The following is a 15,487-nucleotide window of genomic DNA, read 5'->3' as shown; positions in this document are numbered from 1 at the left end:
GGCACGATTTGTTCTAGCATTTGCTCTATTTACAATAAACTTAACGATATTACAGCTCGTTTTAACGCCTTGAAGGAAGACTTATGGCTGATATCCGGATTACCGGCAGAATGGTTAACTTTAGCAGGATAACCTTCGATACGAATGATCATGATGTGATCCGCCAGCAATTATCAAATATTCTAAATGAAGGTTCCTATCAGGGAACTGTCGTTATTATAGATAGTACTGTTGAGCAAGAGCTCATTGCTTTAATTCAGTTGTTAGTCAGCTTAGGTTTACAGCCTATGGCGGTTATTGACGGTATTTTAGGTGATGAAGCACGCGCCATTCAGTTCCCTGTATTACCGGCAGACCAGCCATTACAACGCATTAAAGCAACTGCGGAGCAAGTTGCAATTGTAGAGAAAGCTGCCCCTGCACAAGCTTCAACAGAAACAAAAAAACCACTAAATAATAATGCAGTTGCCCATATTACCTCTTATCATGATGAAATTTTGCGTACAGGCCAATCTCTTGTACAAGACCAAGGCGATATTATTTTAAAAGCTGGCATGAATAGTGGATCTGAAGTGATTGCTTCAGGAAATATACATATTTATGGCACGGTTCGTGGTAGAGTCATTGCTGGTGCGGGTGGGCACGCTGCTGCACGCATTTTTTGCCAATCTTTAGAGGCTGAACTCGTTTCCATTGCCGGAACATATTGTGTCGCAGATGATATCCCTAAACATGTGGTAAAAAAGCCAGTACATATTTATTTAAATGAAAAGCAAGAGCTTGAATTTGAAGCTCTAGAACTTTAGTTTATTAAGCAAATCACCAAAAAACAGCCCTTTTAAGGGTGTATGTATGACCATAATAGGAGTGGATTCGGTGGCCAAAATTGTTGTCGTAACATCAGGCAAAGGTGGTGTAGGTAAAACTACAACGAGTGCATCTTTTGCAACAGGTTTAGCCCTTCGTGGTCATAAAACTGTTGTGATTGACTTTGATGTAGGCTTACGTAACCTTGATTTAATTATGGGGTGTGAGCGTCGTGTTGTTTATGATTTCGTCAATGTAATTAATAATGAAGCACGTCTGCAACAAGCCCTTATTCGCGATAAAGATATCGAAAACCTTTACATTTTGCCGGCTTCACAAACCCGTGATAAAGATGCTTTGAGCGACGAAGGTGTTGCTCGTGTAATTGATGAGCTTTCTCAAGAATTTGATTACATTATTTGTGACTCACCTGCGGGGATCGAGCGTGGTGCGATTTTAGCAATGTACCATGCAGATGAAGCAATCATTGTGACAAACCCTGAAATTTCTTCAGTACGTGACTCTGACCGCATCATCGGAATGTTAGACAGCAAAACTAAAAAAGTTGAACACAACGAAGGACGTATACGTAAGCATTTATGTATTACACGTTTTAACCCTGAACGTGCTGACCGTCAGGAAATGCTGACGATTGATGATATTTCTAAAGATATTTTACGCGTACCGACATTAGGTGTTATTCCTGAATGTCCAAGTGTATTACAAGCATCAAACGAAGGTAAGCCAGTTATTCTGTACTCAGAAACTAAAGCTGGCCAAGCGTATGATGACTTGGTTGCTCGCTTTCTTGGCGAAGACCGCCCTTATCGACACATCACAGCTCAACCTAAAGGCTGGTTAGCACGACTATTTGGAGCGTAGATATGGCAGGATTCTGGAGTAAATTATTTAGCAGTGAAGAAAAACCATCAAGTGCTCAAACTGCCAAAGATCGTTTAAAAGTTATTGTTGCATCAGAACAAGGTTTAGGCCGTCGTTTAAGCCAAGACAAGATTGACCAAATGAAGAAAGAAATCATGCAGGTGGTCAGTCGCTATGTAAGCGGTGTAGGCGAACAGCATATCCAAATGCAAGTTCGTTCTGAAGCAAATATCGAAATGTTAGAAATGAATATCAATTTACCTGAAGAACGATAATTCTATTTCTGACTATTCAATAAATCAGAATCAAGGCAAAATAACGCAAGTTATTTTGCCTTTTTTAAAATGAGGAGATTGTCATGGCATTATCACAGCCAGCAACTTTCAATGAAGAATGGTCCGATGAGCGTGTTTTTGCCTACCTCAACCAACTTCCTCCAAATGGTGTGAACGCAGACTTTCATGTGCTCTACCATGCTTTCAAACATATGCGCCCAAATGACTATGAACGTCTTTTGACTAAATTCGTTGCAGATGGACGAGATATCAATGCAACAAATCCTGAAGGCGAACGCATTCATGACGTAATTGCTAAGTTTCCGCGTCAATCAGCGCCGTTTTTAGAAGTTTTAGCAAAATTTGCTTAAGCTTAAGAATAAAAAAAAGCCTCTTTAAGAGGCTTTTTTTATTGTCTAGATTTACCGATTTCCAATAAGGAAAATACCAAATACAGTAAAAATACCACCTGAGATCCCATCAATCCATTTTGAAAAATTACGGTAAGCCACTCTCAAACTCGGTAATGAGAAAATAAAAGTCACAAAGCAGAACCATAAAATCGTTTCAACCGACACAATAATAAAAAGCAACCAATGAACTTGATCAAGCTGAGGGTTAGCTAAAAATAAAGAAAACACACTACCAAAATAAATCACGGCTTTAGGATTCGATAAATTGGTGAGTAATCCCTTCATAAAAAATAAGTAAGGTGCTTTAGGCAACTCAACAGCTGTAGCCTCTTGCTGCTGATCTTTTGAAAATGCTGAACGCAACATTTGATAGCCTAACCAACATAGGTACAAACCACCTGCGATGAGTAACCCTTGCTTTAACCAAGCCATTTTCTCAAAAATAATATTTAAGCCCATCAATGCTAAAGAAGCCCAAAACATAACACCTGCTGTTATTCCTGCCACAACCAACATGGCTTCTTTACGAGAGCGGCTCACTGCGGTCTGTGATACCAGAAAAAAATCAGGTCCTGGAGTAATAAGCGCACAAAAATGAATAAAAGCTAACGTAATTAACGCGACTAACATGTTGTCCTCCTGATTTGTTTCATTGTTTTTTATTTAGAAGCACACATTAGCATTTTTTACTATTTGATAAAATCTCAAACTACAACTGAATAATGATTATTTTTAACCATAAAAAAGCCTCCGAAGAGGCTTAATTTTAAATGTAGATATTAAACTAAAATATCTCGCTTACCATTGGCGCCCATAGCACTCACAATACCGTTCTCTTCCATTTGGTCGATAATACGGGCAGCACGGTTATAACCTAAGCTAAACTTACGCTGTAATGATGATGTAGATGCCTTACGAGTTTCTAGGACAAACGATACACATTGATCATAAAGAGCATCACGGTCTGAAGCACCATCACCCTCTTCAAAGCCACGCGAAGCTGGCTCTTCATCAAATGGTGTTAAGATCTCATCTACGTAGTCTGGTTCACCACGTTCACGCCATGCATCACAGATTCGGTTAACTTCATCATCACTAATAAATGCACCATGTACACGTTCTGGCTCAATCTTACCTGGCCCTAAGAACAGCATATCACCATGACCTAACAAGTCTTCTGCACCACCTGCATCCAAAATAGTACGTGAGTCAATTTTACTGTTTACACGTAAAGCTACACGCGTTGGAATATTGGCTTTAATAAGACCTGTAATGACATCTACCGATGGACGCTGAGTTGCAAGCAATAGGTGAATACCAGCAGCACGAGATTTTTGCGCCAAACGCGTAATCATTTCTTCTGCTTTCTTGCCTACCTGCATGATCATGTCGGCAAACTCATCTGCCACAATCACAATTGATGGTAATGGCGTTAAACGAGGTGCACGCTCTTGTGTCGCTGAATCACTTGGTTTCCATGTTGGATCAATCAAGTCTTCTCCATTCGCAATTGCTTCTTCAACTTTTCGGTTGTAGTCACTTAACTTACGAATTTTAAGGAACGACATAAGCTTATAACGGCGTTCCATTTCATTTACACACCAGTTTAATGCACTAACTGCATCTTTCATGTCAGTGACTACAGGCGTTAATAAATGCGGAATATCGTTATAGTTAGCCAATTCAAGCTGTTTCGGGTCAATTAAAATTAAACGTAATTGATCTGGCGTATATTTAAGTAACATCGATAAAATCATCGAGTTAACGGCAACAGATTTACCCGAGCCAGTTGTACCCGCAACTAACATATGCGGTGCTTTGGCCAAGTCTGTTAGTACCGGATTACCCGAAATATCTTTACCCATTGCCATACTAATCAGAGCACTTGGGTCACGATATGCTAGTGTTTCCAACAGCTCAATTAAACGTACCATTTCACGGGCACTATTTGGTACTTCAATACCAATATATGGTTTACCCGGAATAACCTCTACAACACGTACAGACGCCATAGACATTGAGCGCGCCAAGTCACGGGAAATATTAGTCACTTTAGATGCTTTCACACCCGGTGCTAAATCTAATTCAAAACGTGTAACAACTGGACCCGGCTGAGCTTCAACAACCTGCGCCTTCACATTAAATTCTTGTAATTTAATCTCAAGCAATTCAGACAAACGCGAAAGCTGCTCTTCGGTAAAGTTAACTTTCTTATTTGGGTCAACCTTATCAAGTAATTCAAAGCCCGGTAATGTTGGTAAATCTAAACGCTTTTTGGCTACCTGCATTGCACGCGACATTGGTCGACCTGATGCATCTGTTAATGGCGCATCAAAATCGAATTCATCATCAAGATTGTCTTGTGGCTTTCCAGCAGTTTCCTGCCAAGCTTCAATAAACTCTTCTTTTGAAAGCTTCTCTGCACCAATCGTAGTTTGAATAGGAGCTTTTACAAATGCAGAAGATTGCGCATAGCTACTTGCTTTGACCGATTGAGGTGCTGGGGCAATATCTTCATCAATTAATAAGTCATCAAAATCATCAAATACTTGTTCATTTGATAAGTTTTTAGGTGACTGATTTAAATTTGATACAGGTACAGATGTTTCAACTGATGGATGAGGTGTTTGCGGTGCTACCGCTGGTTCAACATGATGATCTTGAACGAACGGCGTATGTACATCAGTAGCAGTTTTACTATTTGGAACTGCTGCAAGCAATTCATCAAAAATCTCATCATCATTCCAATCTAGGCCTTGATGAATATTCGATGCTTGAGGTTGTGCTTGTTTAGCCTGATAAGCCGTTTCTTGGAATTGCTCATGACTTGGATGTTCATTCGAATCATCCGCAGCTCTTAACAGTGCATCAATTTCTTGCTTATGACTTGCATCATCGCGCTGTAGGGCACGCCAAACCTCACCTGTCGCTACTAAACGCTCACTGTCTTTTTTAAGCTGTTGAGCTTGTTCAAGCGTACGCTCAAAGTTTTCTGGTTGAGGAGCTGGTTTTTCTTCAACAGTTTCAGGCTGACTTTGCTCTTTCGCTAACACATCGGCAAATAAACGCTCCGCCATTTCATCGTGTCGTGTAGAGCTAGCTTTGGCTTGAGTTTTTTCTGGCTGAACATTTAGCTCTGCTTCATCATTAACTTCAGCTTTAGGCATCTCGGCAACTTTTACCGTTGCTGTTTTATTTGCGGGCTGTGTAGTTAAATCATAAGCAGATTCATTTGGCGATACATTCTTATAGAATAAATCTTGTAAATAACTCGGCATTGCTTTGAGCGTAACCCATGTTTTGCTCCACTGCACCCCAAATGCCAAAGTGAACAATACCACTCCGAAAACCAATAAAAATAAGGTCGCACCATAAATTGTTAACAGTTGAGATAAGCTCTGCCCTAATTCATAACCAATAATCCCACCTGCCGCATTATCTAAAGTATCTGCAGGTACATTCCAGTGTAAGTAAAGCAAACTAGACACAACAAGAATTAAGAAGAACTGAGCAGCATAACGGAATGGACGGTTTAGAAAACTATGCGGCCACCAGACTTGAATAGCTTCAACAAATAAGAAAATTGGAATAAGTAAACTTGCCCAACCTAAAAAGCCAAACAGCAAATCTGCAATCCATGCACCGGCAATACCACTTGCATTGGATACTTGCTGAGTATCACTTGAAATATGCATCCAGCCCGGATCAAATGGCGTATACGTTACTGTCGCCAGAAACATATAAATACCAAAAGAGACCAAGAATAATGTCATCAATAAGCGCTGTGCATAAACACTTGACACCGCAGTCATATACTGTCCTGTAACCCATTTAATTATTGGTTTAGAGATGTGAAGACCTACATTTCAGATCTTCAACGAATGAACTTTATATTATGCACCTGTTCTTACAAAAAAGGTGCATGATTCTTTACAGTTGTTGTTAACATAAGGCTCTTCTATATTGTTATATAACTTAATTCGATTGTCCTGATCAATATTATCCACATTGATTTCACGCTATTGGTCGGCAATTTCACGTATAATTTTCAAAATTCTCGAAATAAATAAGGATACCCTCAATGAGTGCTCGTCATTCTCGGTTAATTATTCTCGGTTCTGGTCCTGCGGGTTATAGTGCAGCTGTATATGCAGCACGTGCAAATCTTAAACCAACACTTATTGCTGGTTTACAACTTGGCGGCCAACTTACAACGACAACCGAAGTTGACAACTGGCCGGGCGATCCTGAAGGTTTGACTGGTCCTGCTTTAATGGACCGTATGCAAGCACATGCTGAACGCTTCGGTACTGAACTCGTCTATGACCATATTAATGAAGTGGACTTAAACGTACGTCCTTTTGTTCTTAAAGGTGATATGGATGAGTACACTTGTGATGCATTAATTATTGCAACTGGTGCGACAGCTCAATATCTTGGTTTAGAGTCTGAACAAAAGTTTATGGGCCAAGGCGTGAGCGCATGTGCAACATGTGATGGCTTCTTCTATAAGAACCAAAAAGTAATGGTTGTAGGTGGTGGTAATACTGCTGTTGAAGAAGCACTTTATTTATCAAATATTGCTGAACATGTAACACTGGTTCATCGCCGCGATTCTTTACGCTCTGAGAAGATTTTACAAGATCACTTATTTGCTAAAGAAAAAGAAGGCAAGATCAGTATTATCTGGAATCATGAAGTTGAAGAAGTCCTTGGTGACAATACTGGCGTAACAGGTGTTCGCTTAAAATCTACAAAAGATGAAAGCAAACAAGATGTACAAGTTCAAGGCTTATTCGTTGCCATTGGTCATAAGCCAAACACTGGAATGTTTGAAGGCCAGTTGAACTTACGTGATGGCTATATTCAAGTACAAAGCGGTACTTCAGGTAATGCAACAGCAACTTCTGTAGCAGGTGTTTTCGCTGCGGGTGATGTTGCTGACAGTATCTACCGTCAAGCCATTACTTCAGCTGGTTCAGGCTGTATGGCAGCATTAGATGCAGAAAAATATCTAGATAATCTTTAAGTTTAGATATTTCAAACAGCCGTTATAAAACGGCTGTTTTTTTATCATTTATAATAATTGCTGGCTGCCTCAAATTAATTTTTATAGCATAACCCTTAAGCACACATTATTTTAGTTTTATGAACATACTACCTCTATCTCAATATATTTTTCCAGATCCAGAGGAAGCCGATCCAGATGGTCATGGTCTAATTTGCATTGGTGCTGACCTCTCCCCTTCTACCCTCTATGAAGCATATACTCACGGACTTTTTCCTTGGTTTAATGAAGATGAACCTATTTGTTGGTGGAGTCCTGAACCACGCTGTGTAATTTACCCTCAAAACTATAAGCCAAGTAAATCGCTCATTCGGAACATGAAAAAGCACGATTACACCATTACGGTAAACCGTGCTTTTGAACAAGTCATTCGTTCATGTTCACTACCTAGAAGTTATGCTAACGAAACTTGGATTAGCGAAGATATTATTCAAGGTTACTGCGCGTTGTTTAATTCAGGTTATGGCTACAGCATAGAAGTTTGGCAAGACAAACAGCTGGTAGGCGGTTTATATGGAGTTACGATTGGTAAGGGTTGTTTTGGCGAGTCTATGTTTAGTACTCAAACCGATGTTTCTAAAATGGCTTTTTATACTTTAATGTTAATCGGTCAAGAAAATCAGCTTCCTTGGGTCGACTGCCAACTGGTAAATAGTCACTTAATTAGCTTGGGGGCTTGTACACTTTCTCGGCAGGAATATCTTAAATCGTTACAAGATGTAATTATTCACCCCTCTATCAATTGGAAAAAGTATCAAGAACGTGTATTTTCAAGTAAAACAATAGCATTAAATGCAAAATTAATGGAATGATAACAGGAGGGACCAATCATGAAATCATATCACCCGAAGTCCCTTTTAAATGATCTGCAGTACTATATTACTCCACCTCACGATTGCAGCTATTTAGAAAATAAGTCAGCACGTATGGTCTTTTTAGACCCGATTCATCGCATCGATGTGGTGACTCTTTCAGAGTTATCGCGATTAGGTTTTCGTCGTAGTGGTGACTTTGTATATCGTCCTGAATGTCATTTATGCAGACAGTGTTTGTCTTGTCGTGTACCAGTTGCCGATTTTCAAATGAACAGCATGCAAAAAAAAGCATGGAAGCGGAATCAAGACCTTACCATGACTGTTCTGCCAACACGGCAAGCTGCACAAATTCATTATGATCTATATGAACGTTACATTAACCAGCGCCATGCCGATGGTGATATGTTTCCACCAAGTTTAGATCAATTTGAAAAATTCCTAGTTCATAGTTGTACAGATAGTTTCTTCTTAGAGTTATGGAAAGATAACCGTCTAATTAGCGTTTCTACATGTGATTTAATGGATGATGGATTATCTGCGGTTTATACATTTTTCGACCCAGACGAGCACCGCAGATCTTTAGGTGTTTATTCAATTTTAAATCAGATCGAATATGTAAAATCACTTGGTTTAGAATATCTTTACTTAGGCTATTGGGTACCCCACTCAGCTAAAATGAATTATAAGTCTCAATATACTCCACTAGAACTTTTATTAGATGGGCAATGGCGCCGCTTAAATAGATCATTATCGCCAGAGGAGATTAATCAGTTAGGTAACTCTCTCATGACAACGTTACCTTCTGAATGGAATAATTTAATTATTAAGTAATGTGATTTTGTCTTGTTGTTAAAACAACAAGACAGTCATTTTAGAATAAAGACGCAAAATCGTCGGTACAGCTTTTTACCATAATAACGGCATTTTCACGCCCACCCTCTTGAGTTGGGTAATAATTGCGACGCACATCAATTTGATGAAAACCTGTTTTTTCGTATAAACCAATGGCTGCTTTATTACTTTCACGAACCTCTAGAAAAATTTGTACAGGTTGATTTTCTAACCGCTCAATCGAGGTTTCCAACAATTGATATCCTAAACCTTTACCTTGCATTTGGGGATCAATTGCCATAAGCAATAAATTCGCTTCATCTAACACAGGTTGTAAAATACAAAAACCGACGACCTTATTATTTAACTCAATTACCGTACACTGATAAGAGTTCACAGATTCTAGAAATTGCTGCCTAGACCATGGGTGTGTTTGAACAAGCTTCTCAATTTGGGCAACACTATCAATATCGGAGGCTTGCATAGTACGGATCATGAGTTTCAGCACATTTTTAGATTTCAAAGTAAACGTATTATAGAAACTTAAATAGAAAAAACGAGTAAAAAAAAGAGCAATTAAATTGCTCTTTTTCCGGATAGTTTTTAAAGACCTAACTTTTCACGCCAAGTGGCCAATAAAGCTGTCGTATCTGAATCATTTGGATGGAATTTTGGTCTTAAGAAATCAAGTAACTCAGGAATTTGACGGGTCATAAAACCTTTACGACCGTACATAAACTTGAGCATGTACTTCGTATCTTTCCAAGTTAGTTTGTCATCAGTCTTAAGTAACTTAGCAGTAAAATAAGATTGTGTTGCGAAGATTAATGCCATCGCAATAATTAAAGCGGTTGAGCGCATAAAATAAGCTTTTGGCCCTTGCCCATACATACTTGTATACACATCAAACGCAACAGCTTTATGTTCATTTTCTTCTACTGCGTGCCACATCCATAAGTGATACATGGTGTCATCTTGGAACATGGCCTGAATTTCAGGATTTTGTAAAAGTTCAGCGGCAATCGTCGATGTAAAATGTTCTAAAGCACAAGTACCTGTCAAATCAATCATTTCTTTAGTATAGCCAAAAGGTTTCATTAACTTGGTTACAACTGCTGTACCCATTTTAATAACTGTACCTGTTTGCTTTTCCATTTTGCGAACATCATATCCATACGCTTGCGCAGAAGCGTTAAATGCTAAATGTTCTTTAGAATGCATAGCTTCTTGACCAATAAAAGCACTTATTTCTTTTTGAAGAACCGGGTCAGCAAGCTTTGGATCATTTCGTACTGCACGTGTACTATTTACAAAGAACTGCTCGCCTTCAGGAAAAAGAGCCGATAATGCTGTCATAAAGTGAGTTAATCCTGCATCGTAATTTGCCCAATAACGTGGGACTTGAGCAAATTCAAAGTCCATACGACGTACAGGGAAACTTGCTCCGGCACGATTAGAAATATTTACTTTAGCATTCATGTCAGACTCCTTTAAGTGAACCATCAATTCACTTATATCCTTATTTATTTTCTTAATATTTATAATAATACGCCTTTGAAAGCGCTATTTAAGTGCAGATGAGGACAGCAAATTATCAGATGAGGTCATCACTAGCCCCTTTCTGGAGCAAAATGGACATATTCAATTTTAAAAATGAGCAGGGGTTTCAAGATAATAAAAAAAGGACTGTTAACAGTCCTTTTCACTTTATTTTTAATTTAAAGTCCAAGTTTGGCTTTCCATGATTTTAATAGGCCAACTGTATCTAAATCATTAGGATGAAAGCCTGGTTTAAAATAAGCCAACATCTCTTTAGCCATACCCGTAATAATGCCTTTCGACGGACTATAACCATATTTATAAATCACAGACAATTCATCTAAGTTTAATTTTTTATCTTCTCTTAAAAGACGCAGTACAAACGAAGATTGAATTGCGAAAATAAGCGCCATCGCAAATACAAGTGAACTTGTACGTAATGCATAAGCTTTAACACCTTTGCCAAATACGCCTTCGTATACATCAAAAGCTACGGCTTTATGTTCATTTTCTTCTATTGCATGCCAATACCACATAGTTGACATTGTTTTGTCTGTCATAAGCTCTTGAATGTGGGTATTAACTAAAAGCTGTGATGCAATCGTTGCAGTAAAATGCTCAAGAGCCGTAGTCGCAGTTAAATCTACCATTTCTTGTGTCATACCAAATGGTTTTACGATCTTTGCAAAAGTTTTACGCGCAGTCTGAATAGCTGTATCAGTAAATTTTTCCAACGTCTCTACATCATGACCAAACTTTTGTGCAGATGCATTAAAGTTCACATGTTCTTGAGTATGCATCGCCTCTTGACCAATGAAAGCACTAATTTCTTTTTGTAGCTCTTCATTGTTTTTAATCGCTGGGTGATAACGCACCGCACGTACACTATCAATAAAGAACTTTTCACCAGCAGGAAATAGTGCTGATAATGCTGTCATAAAATGTGTAAGGCCAGCAGAACCATTCATCCAGTATTCTGGTACATCATTAAAGTCAAAGTTCATACGACGTACAGGAAAGCTTGCTCCGGCACGATTCGTAATATTTACTTTAGCGTTCATAGTGAAAGCTCCTTGCTAGTAACCGTAGTTACTTAAACTTTATTGTTCGTTTTCTTGATTCTTATCATACAAAGTTAATAAAAAGGCTTAAGTGCAAATAGGGACATTGAAGTATCAGTTAAGGCCAGCTTTCTATTGAATTGTCGAACAATTAAACATAAAAAAAACGCCCCAAAAGGAGCGCTTTTTTCACTGAAAAGTGATTATGCAGTTACTTTCGCAACAACACCAGCACCTACAGTACGACCACCTTCACGGATCGCAAAACGTAGACCTGGGTCCATTGCGATTGGGTGGATTAATTCTACTGACATTTCAACGTTGTCACCTGGCATTACCATTTCAACGCCTTCTTTCAACTGGATCGCACCAGTTACGTCAGTTGTACGGAAGTAGAACTGTGGACGGTAACCATTTAAGAATGGAGTGTGACGACCACCTTCTTCTTTAGAAAGTACGTATACTTCTGCGTCGAATTTAGTGTGCGGCTTGATTGTACCTGGTTTAGCAAGTACTTGACCACGTTGTACGTCTTCACGCTTAGTACCACGAAGTAATACACCACAGTTCTCGCCTGCACGGCCTTCGTCAAGAAGTTTACGGAACATTTCTACGCCAGTTACAGTTGTTTTAACTGTATCTTTAATACCAACGATCTCTACTTCTTCACCAACTTTAACGATACCAGATTCTACACGGCCTGTTACTACTGTACCACGACCAGAAATTGAGAATACGTCTTCGATTGGCATTAAGAATGCTTTGTCGATAGCACGTTCTGGTTCTGGGATGTAAGAGTCAAGAGCTGCTACAAGAGCAAGAACTGATTCTTCACCGTAAGGACCTGCTTCACCGTTAAGAGCAGCAAGAGCTGAACCACGGATTACTGGAGTGTCATCACCTGGGAAGTCGTAAGTAGAAAGAAGTTCACGAACTTCCATTTCTACTAATTCAAGTAATTCTTCGTCGTCAACAAGGTCGCATTTGTTTAAGAATACGATGATGTAAGGTACACCAACCTGACGAGAAAGAAGGATGTGTTCACGAGTTTGTGGCATTGGACCGTCAGTCGCAGCACATACAAGGATCGCGCCGTCCATCTGAGCAGCACCAGTGATCATGTTTTTAACGTAATCGGCGTGGCCCGGGCAGTCAACGTGTGCGTAGTGACGAATTGGAGAATCGTATTCTACGTGTGAAGTATTAATTGTAATACCACGTGCTTTTTCTTCAGGTGCTGAGTCGATTTGCGAGTAATCTTTCGCTTCACCGCCGTAAGTTTTTGCACAAATAGTTGCAATCGCAGCAGTTAAAGTTGTTTTACCATGGTCAACGTGACCGATTGTACCCACGTTTACGTGTGGTTTATTACGTTCAAACTTGGCTTTAGCCATGATGATCTTCCTTTATTAACTACTCATGGAGGGTCACCCCATGAGCACTTGGTTTTCAACTAAGAATTAGTTAGGGCTTATAGTAATCGAAAGATTACTCGTCGTCACCTTTTTTACCGCCAGCTTGGAATTTAGCAATGATGCCTTCAGCCACGTTACGTGGAGTTTCAGCATATTTAGCAAATTCCATTGAGTAAGTCGCACGACCTTGAGACATAGAACGCATTTGAGTCGCGTAACCAAACATCTCAGCAAGAGGAACTTCTGCTTTAATTGCTTTTGTTCCACCAGGAAGATCGTCCATACCTTGAACCATACCACGACGACGGTTTAAGTCACCCATGATATCGCCCATGTAGTCTTCTGGAGTTTCTACTTCAACTTTCATGATAGGTTCAAGAAGGATAGGATCCGCTTTCATGAAACCATCACGGAAGGCATAAGAACCAGCCATTTTGAACGATAATTCGTCAGAGTCGACATCGTGGTAAGAACCGTCGAAAAGAACAGCTTTAACGCCTACAACTGGGTAACCAGCCAAGACACCATTCTTCATACGTTCTTGAATACCTTTATCAACTGCACCGAAGAATTCTTTAGGTACTACACCACCAACAACTTCTTCAGCGAATTCGTATTCTTTACCAGCAGTTTCAACGTCAAGCGGTTCTAAACGAACATATACGTGACCGAACTTACCTTTACCACCTGTTTGACGTACGAATTTACCTTCTTGCTCAACAGTTTTCTTAATCGTTTCACGATAAGCAACCATTGGTTTACCGATATTCGCTTCAACACCGAATTCACGCTTCATACGGTCAACGATGATGTCAAGGTGAAGCTCACCCATACCAGCAATAATTGTTTGACCAGATTCTTCATCAGTACGAACACGGAACGATGGATCTTCTTTCGCCAAACGGCCTAAAGCGATAGACATTTTTTCTTGGTCTGCTTTAGTTTTTGGTTCTACAGCCAATGAAATTACTGGCTCTGGGAATTCCATACGCTCAAGAGTAATGATGTTTTTCTCATCACATAATGTATCACCAGTTGTAACGTCTTTAAGACCTACACACGCTGCGATATCACCTGCACGGATTTCATCAAGATCTTGACGCTCGTTCGCGTGCATTTGCACGATACGACCGATACGTTCACGCTTAGCTTTAACTGGGTTATAAACCGGATCACCTTGTTTAAGAACACCAGAGTAAACACGTACGAATGTTAAGTTACCTACGAATTTGTCGTTCATGATTTTGAACGCAAGTGCAGAGAACGGAGCTTCGTCAGATGCTTCACGAGACGCTTTAGTTTCGTCTTTATCGTCAAGGATACCTTCGATCGCTTTAACTTCTGTAGGTGATGGTAAGAATTCAATTACAGCGTCCAACATACGTTGAACACCTTTGTTTTTGAACGCAGAACCACAAAGCATTACTTGAATTTCAGAAGCTAATGTACGAGCACGTAAACCAGCGATGATGTCTTCTTTAGAAAGATCACCTTCTTCTAGGTACTTGTCCATTAATTCTTCAGAAGCTTCAGCAGCTGCTTCAACCATGTTAGTACGCCATTCTTGAGCAGTATCAACTAGGTCAGCAGGAATATCACCGTATTCAAACTTCATACCTTGAGAAGCTTCATCCCAGATGATTGCCTTCATTTCGATAAGGTCAACAACACCTTGGAATGTGTCTTCAGCACCGATTGGCACAACGATTGGCACAGGGTTACCGCCCAAACGTGTTTTCATTTGTTCAACAACACGGAAGAAGTTTGCACCAGTACGGTCCATCTTGTTCACGAATGCTAAACGAGGCACTTTATATTTGTTTGCTTGACGCCATACAGTTTCAGACTGAGGCTGTACACCACCAACTGCACAGTAAACCATGCACGCACCGTCAAGAACACGCATAGAACGTTCAACTTCAATTGTGAAGTCTACGTGTCCCGGTGTATCAATTACGTTGATACGGTGTTGTTGGAATTGGTTAGCCATACCAGACCAGAAACAAGTTGTAGCAGCAGAGGTAATTGTAATACCACGCTCTTGCTCTTGTTCCATCCAGTCCATTGTTGCTGCACCGTCGTGTACTTCACCAATTTTGTGAGATACACCTGTGTAGAACAAAATACGTTCAGTTGTAGTTGTTTTACCTGCGTCAATGTGCGCAGAGATACCGATGTTACGGTAACGAGTAATTGGGGTTTGGCGAGCCATGATGTCTACATTCCTAAATGTTATCTTTAAAACAGGGCGCATCAATTAAATTGATGCGCACGAATACTCAAACGGGGTAACTTAAATACCCGCAAAGCCCCCACTTTGGTAGAGAGCAATGTTGAATCTAGCTACTGTATGCATGAGTATTCTCCTGATTAGGGACTGT

At 39.8% G+C, this 15,487-nt stretch carries 14 protein-coding genes; 7 read left to right on the top strand and 7 right to left on the bottom strand.

The features are described from left to right. Nucleotides 1-83: 83 nt before the first annotated feature. The 4 genes from minC to HMPREF0014_RS07440 all read left to right on the top strand — a co-directional run bounded on the left by minC (nt 84) and on the right by HMPREF0014_RS07440 (nt 2,335). Complete coding sequence (gene minC / locus HMPREF0014_RS07455; RefSeq protein WP_002052013.1) at nt 84-806, top strand: septum site-determining protein MinC; 723 nt, start codon at nt 84-86, stop codon at nt 804-806. 70 nt (nt 807-876) lie between these two features. Beyond that, nucleotides 877-1,689, top strand: a complete 813-nt coding sequence (gene minD, locus HMPREF0014_RS07450; protein WP_001074362.1) for a septum site-determining protein MinD — start codon at nt 877-879, stop codon at nt 1,687-1,689. Nucleotides 1,690-1,691: 2 nt separating this feature from the next. Continuing rightward, nucleotides 1,692-1,964 carry a cell division topological specificity factor MinE gene (gene minE, locus HMPREF0014_RS07445; RefSeq protein ID WP_000896934.1) on the top strand — a complete coding sequence of 91 codons (273 nt, stop codon included), beginning with the start codon at nt 1,692-1,694 and terminating at the stop codon, nt 1,962-1,964. 83 nt (nt 1,965-2,047) lie between these two features. Continuing rightward, entirely contained in the window at nt 2,048-2,335 is a 288-nt protein-coding gene (locus HMPREF0014_RS07440) for a PA4642 family protein (RefSeq protein ID WP_001218560.1), read from the top strand. A 51-nt stretch (nt 2,336-2,386) separates the two neighbouring features. Here the strand turns inward: HMPREF0014_RS07440 and rhtC are convergent, their stop codons facing one another. After that, nucleotides 2,387-3,007: a threonine export protein RhtC gene (gene rhtC, locus HMPREF0014_RS07435; protein WP_006581395.1), complete on the bottom strand. Its 621-nt coding sequence runs from the start codon at nt 3,005-3,007 to the stop codon at nt 2,387-2,389. A 149-nt stretch (nt 3,008-3,156) separates the two neighbouring features. Beyond that, nucleotides 3,157-6,189 carry a DNA translocase FtsK gene (locus HMPREF0014_RS07430; RefSeq protein WP_006581396.1) on the bottom strand — a complete coding sequence of 1,011 codons (3,033 nt, stop codon included), beginning with the start codon at nt 6,187-6,189 and terminating at the stop codon, nt 3,157-3,159. Between the two features lie 269 nt (nt 6,190-6,458). On the opposite strand from HMPREF0014_RS07430, the gene trxB reads away from it, so the two are divergent. The 3 genes from trxB (at nt 6,459) to HMPREF0014_RS07415 (ending at nt 9,091) form a co-directional block, all read left to right on the top strand. Continuing rightward, nucleotides 6,459-7,406, top strand: coding sequence for a thioredoxin-disulfide reductase (gene trxB / locus HMPREF0014_RS07425; protein WP_002052068.1), 948 nt, complete (start codon nt 6,459-6,461; stop codon nt 7,404-7,406). A gap of 119 nt (nt 7,407-7,525) precedes the next feature. Continuing rightward, nucleotides 7,526-8,257 (top strand): leucyl/phenylalanyl-tRNA--protein transferase, encoded by a 732-nt coding sequence (aat, locus tag HMPREF0014_RS07420; protein WP_004710244.1) that lies wholly within the window; start codon nt 7,526-7,528, stop codon nt 8,255-8,257. A gap of 18 nt (nt 8,258-8,275) precedes the next feature. After that, nucleotides 8,276-9,091 carry an arginyltransferase gene (locus HMPREF0014_RS07415; protein ID WP_006581397.1) on the top strand — a complete coding sequence of 272 codons (816 nt, stop codon included), beginning with the start codon at nt 8,276-8,278 and terminating at the stop codon, nt 9,089-9,091. 40 nt (nt 9,092-9,131) lie between these two features. Here HMPREF0014_RS07415 and rimI read toward each other — a convergent pair whose 3' ends face one another. The 5 genes from rimI to fusA form a co-directional block, all read right to left on the bottom strand. Then, complete coding sequence (gene rimI / locus HMPREF0014_RS07410; protein WP_002052080.1) at nt 9,132-9,587, bottom strand: ribosomal protein S18-alanine N-acetyltransferase; 456 nt, start codon at nt 9,585-9,587, stop codon at nt 9,132-9,134. A gap of 107 nt (nt 9,588-9,694) precedes the next feature. After that, nucleotides 9,695-10,570 (bottom strand): metal-dependent hydrolase, encoded by an 876-nt coding sequence (locus HMPREF0014_RS07405; protein ID WP_020992190.1) that lies wholly within the window; start codon nt 10,568-10,570, stop codon nt 9,695-9,697. A gap of 239 nt (nt 10,571-10,809) precedes the next feature. Then, nucleotides 10,810-11,691, bottom strand: coding sequence for a metal-dependent hydrolase (locus HMPREF0014_RS07400; RefSeq protein WP_006581399.1), 882 nt, complete (start codon nt 11,689-11,691; stop codon nt 10,810-10,812). A gap of 203 nt (nt 11,692-11,894) precedes the next feature. Further along, nucleotides 11,895-13,085 carry an elongation factor Tu gene (gene tuf / locus HMPREF0014_RS07395; protein WP_002157016.1) on the bottom strand — a complete coding sequence of 397 codons (1,191 nt, stop codon included), beginning with the start codon at nt 13,083-13,085 and terminating at the stop codon, nt 11,895-11,897. Nucleotides 13,086-13,179: 94 nt separating this feature from the next. After that, nucleotides 13,180-15,318 (bottom strand): elongation factor G, encoded by a 2,139-nt coding sequence (fusA, locus tag HMPREF0014_RS07390; RefSeq protein WP_002050327.1) that lies wholly within the window; start codon nt 15,316-15,318, stop codon nt 13,180-13,182. Nucleotides 15,319-15,487 lie beyond the last annotated feature (169 nt).

The organism is Acinetobacter sp. RUH 2624 (assembly GCF_000162375.2).
Taxonomy (GTDB): Bacteria; Pseudomonadota; Gammaproteobacteria; order Pseudomonadales; family Moraxellaceae; genus Acinetobacter; species Acinetobacter nosocomialis.
The sequence above is the reverse complement of the archived record's forward strand: the minus strand, read 5'-3'. Positions and strand labels throughout refer to the sequence as shown.

Coding starts and splice junctions, on each gene's coding strand:
- minC (WP_002052013.1), top strand. CDS start 84: ATGGCTGATATCCGGATTACCGGCAGAATGGTTAACTTTAGCAGGATA.
- minE (WP_000896934.1), top strand. CDS start 1,692: ATGGCAGGATTCTGGAGTAAATTATTTAGCAGTGAAGAAAAACCATCA.
- HMPREF0014_RS07440 (WP_001218560.1), top strand. CDS start 2,048: ATGGCATTATCACAGCCAGCAACTTTCAATGAAGAATGGTCCGATGAG.
- rhtC (WP_006581395.1), bottom strand. CDS start 3,007: ATGTTAGTCGCGTTAATTACGTTAGCTTTTATTCATTTTTGTGCGCTT.
- HMPREF0014_RS07430 (WP_006581396.1), bottom strand. CDS start 6,189: ATGACTGCGGTGTCAAGTGTTTATGCACAGCGCTTATTGATGACATTA.
- trxB (WP_002052068.1), top strand. CDS start 6,459: ATGAGTGCTCGTCATTCTCGGTTAATTATTCTCGGTTCTGGTCCTGCG.
- aat (WP_004710244.1), top strand. CDS start 7,526: ATGAACATACTACCTCTATCTCAATATATTTTTCCAGATCCAGAGGAA.
- HMPREF0014_RS07415 (WP_006581397.1), top strand. CDS start 8,276: ATGAAATCATATCACCCGAAGTCCCTTTTAAATGATCTGCAGTACTAT.
- rimI (WP_002052080.1), bottom strand. CDS start 9,587: ATGATCCGTACTATGCAAGCCTCCGATATTGATAGTGTTGCCCAAATT.
- HMPREF0014_RS07405 (WP_020992190.1), bottom strand. CDS start 10,570: ATGAATGCTAAAGTAAATATTTCTAATCGTGCCGGAGCAAGTTTCCCT.
- HMPREF0014_RS07400 (WP_006581399.1), bottom strand. CDS start 11,691: ATGAACGCTAAAGTAAATATTACGAATCGTGCCGGAGCAAGCTTTCCT.
- tuf (WP_002157016.1), bottom strand. CDS start 13,085: ATGGCTAAAGCCAAGTTTGAACGTAATAAACCACACGTAAACGTGGGT.
- fusA (WP_002050327.1), bottom strand. CDS start 15,318: ATGGCTCGCCAAACCCCAATTACTCGTTACCGTAACATCGGTATCTCT.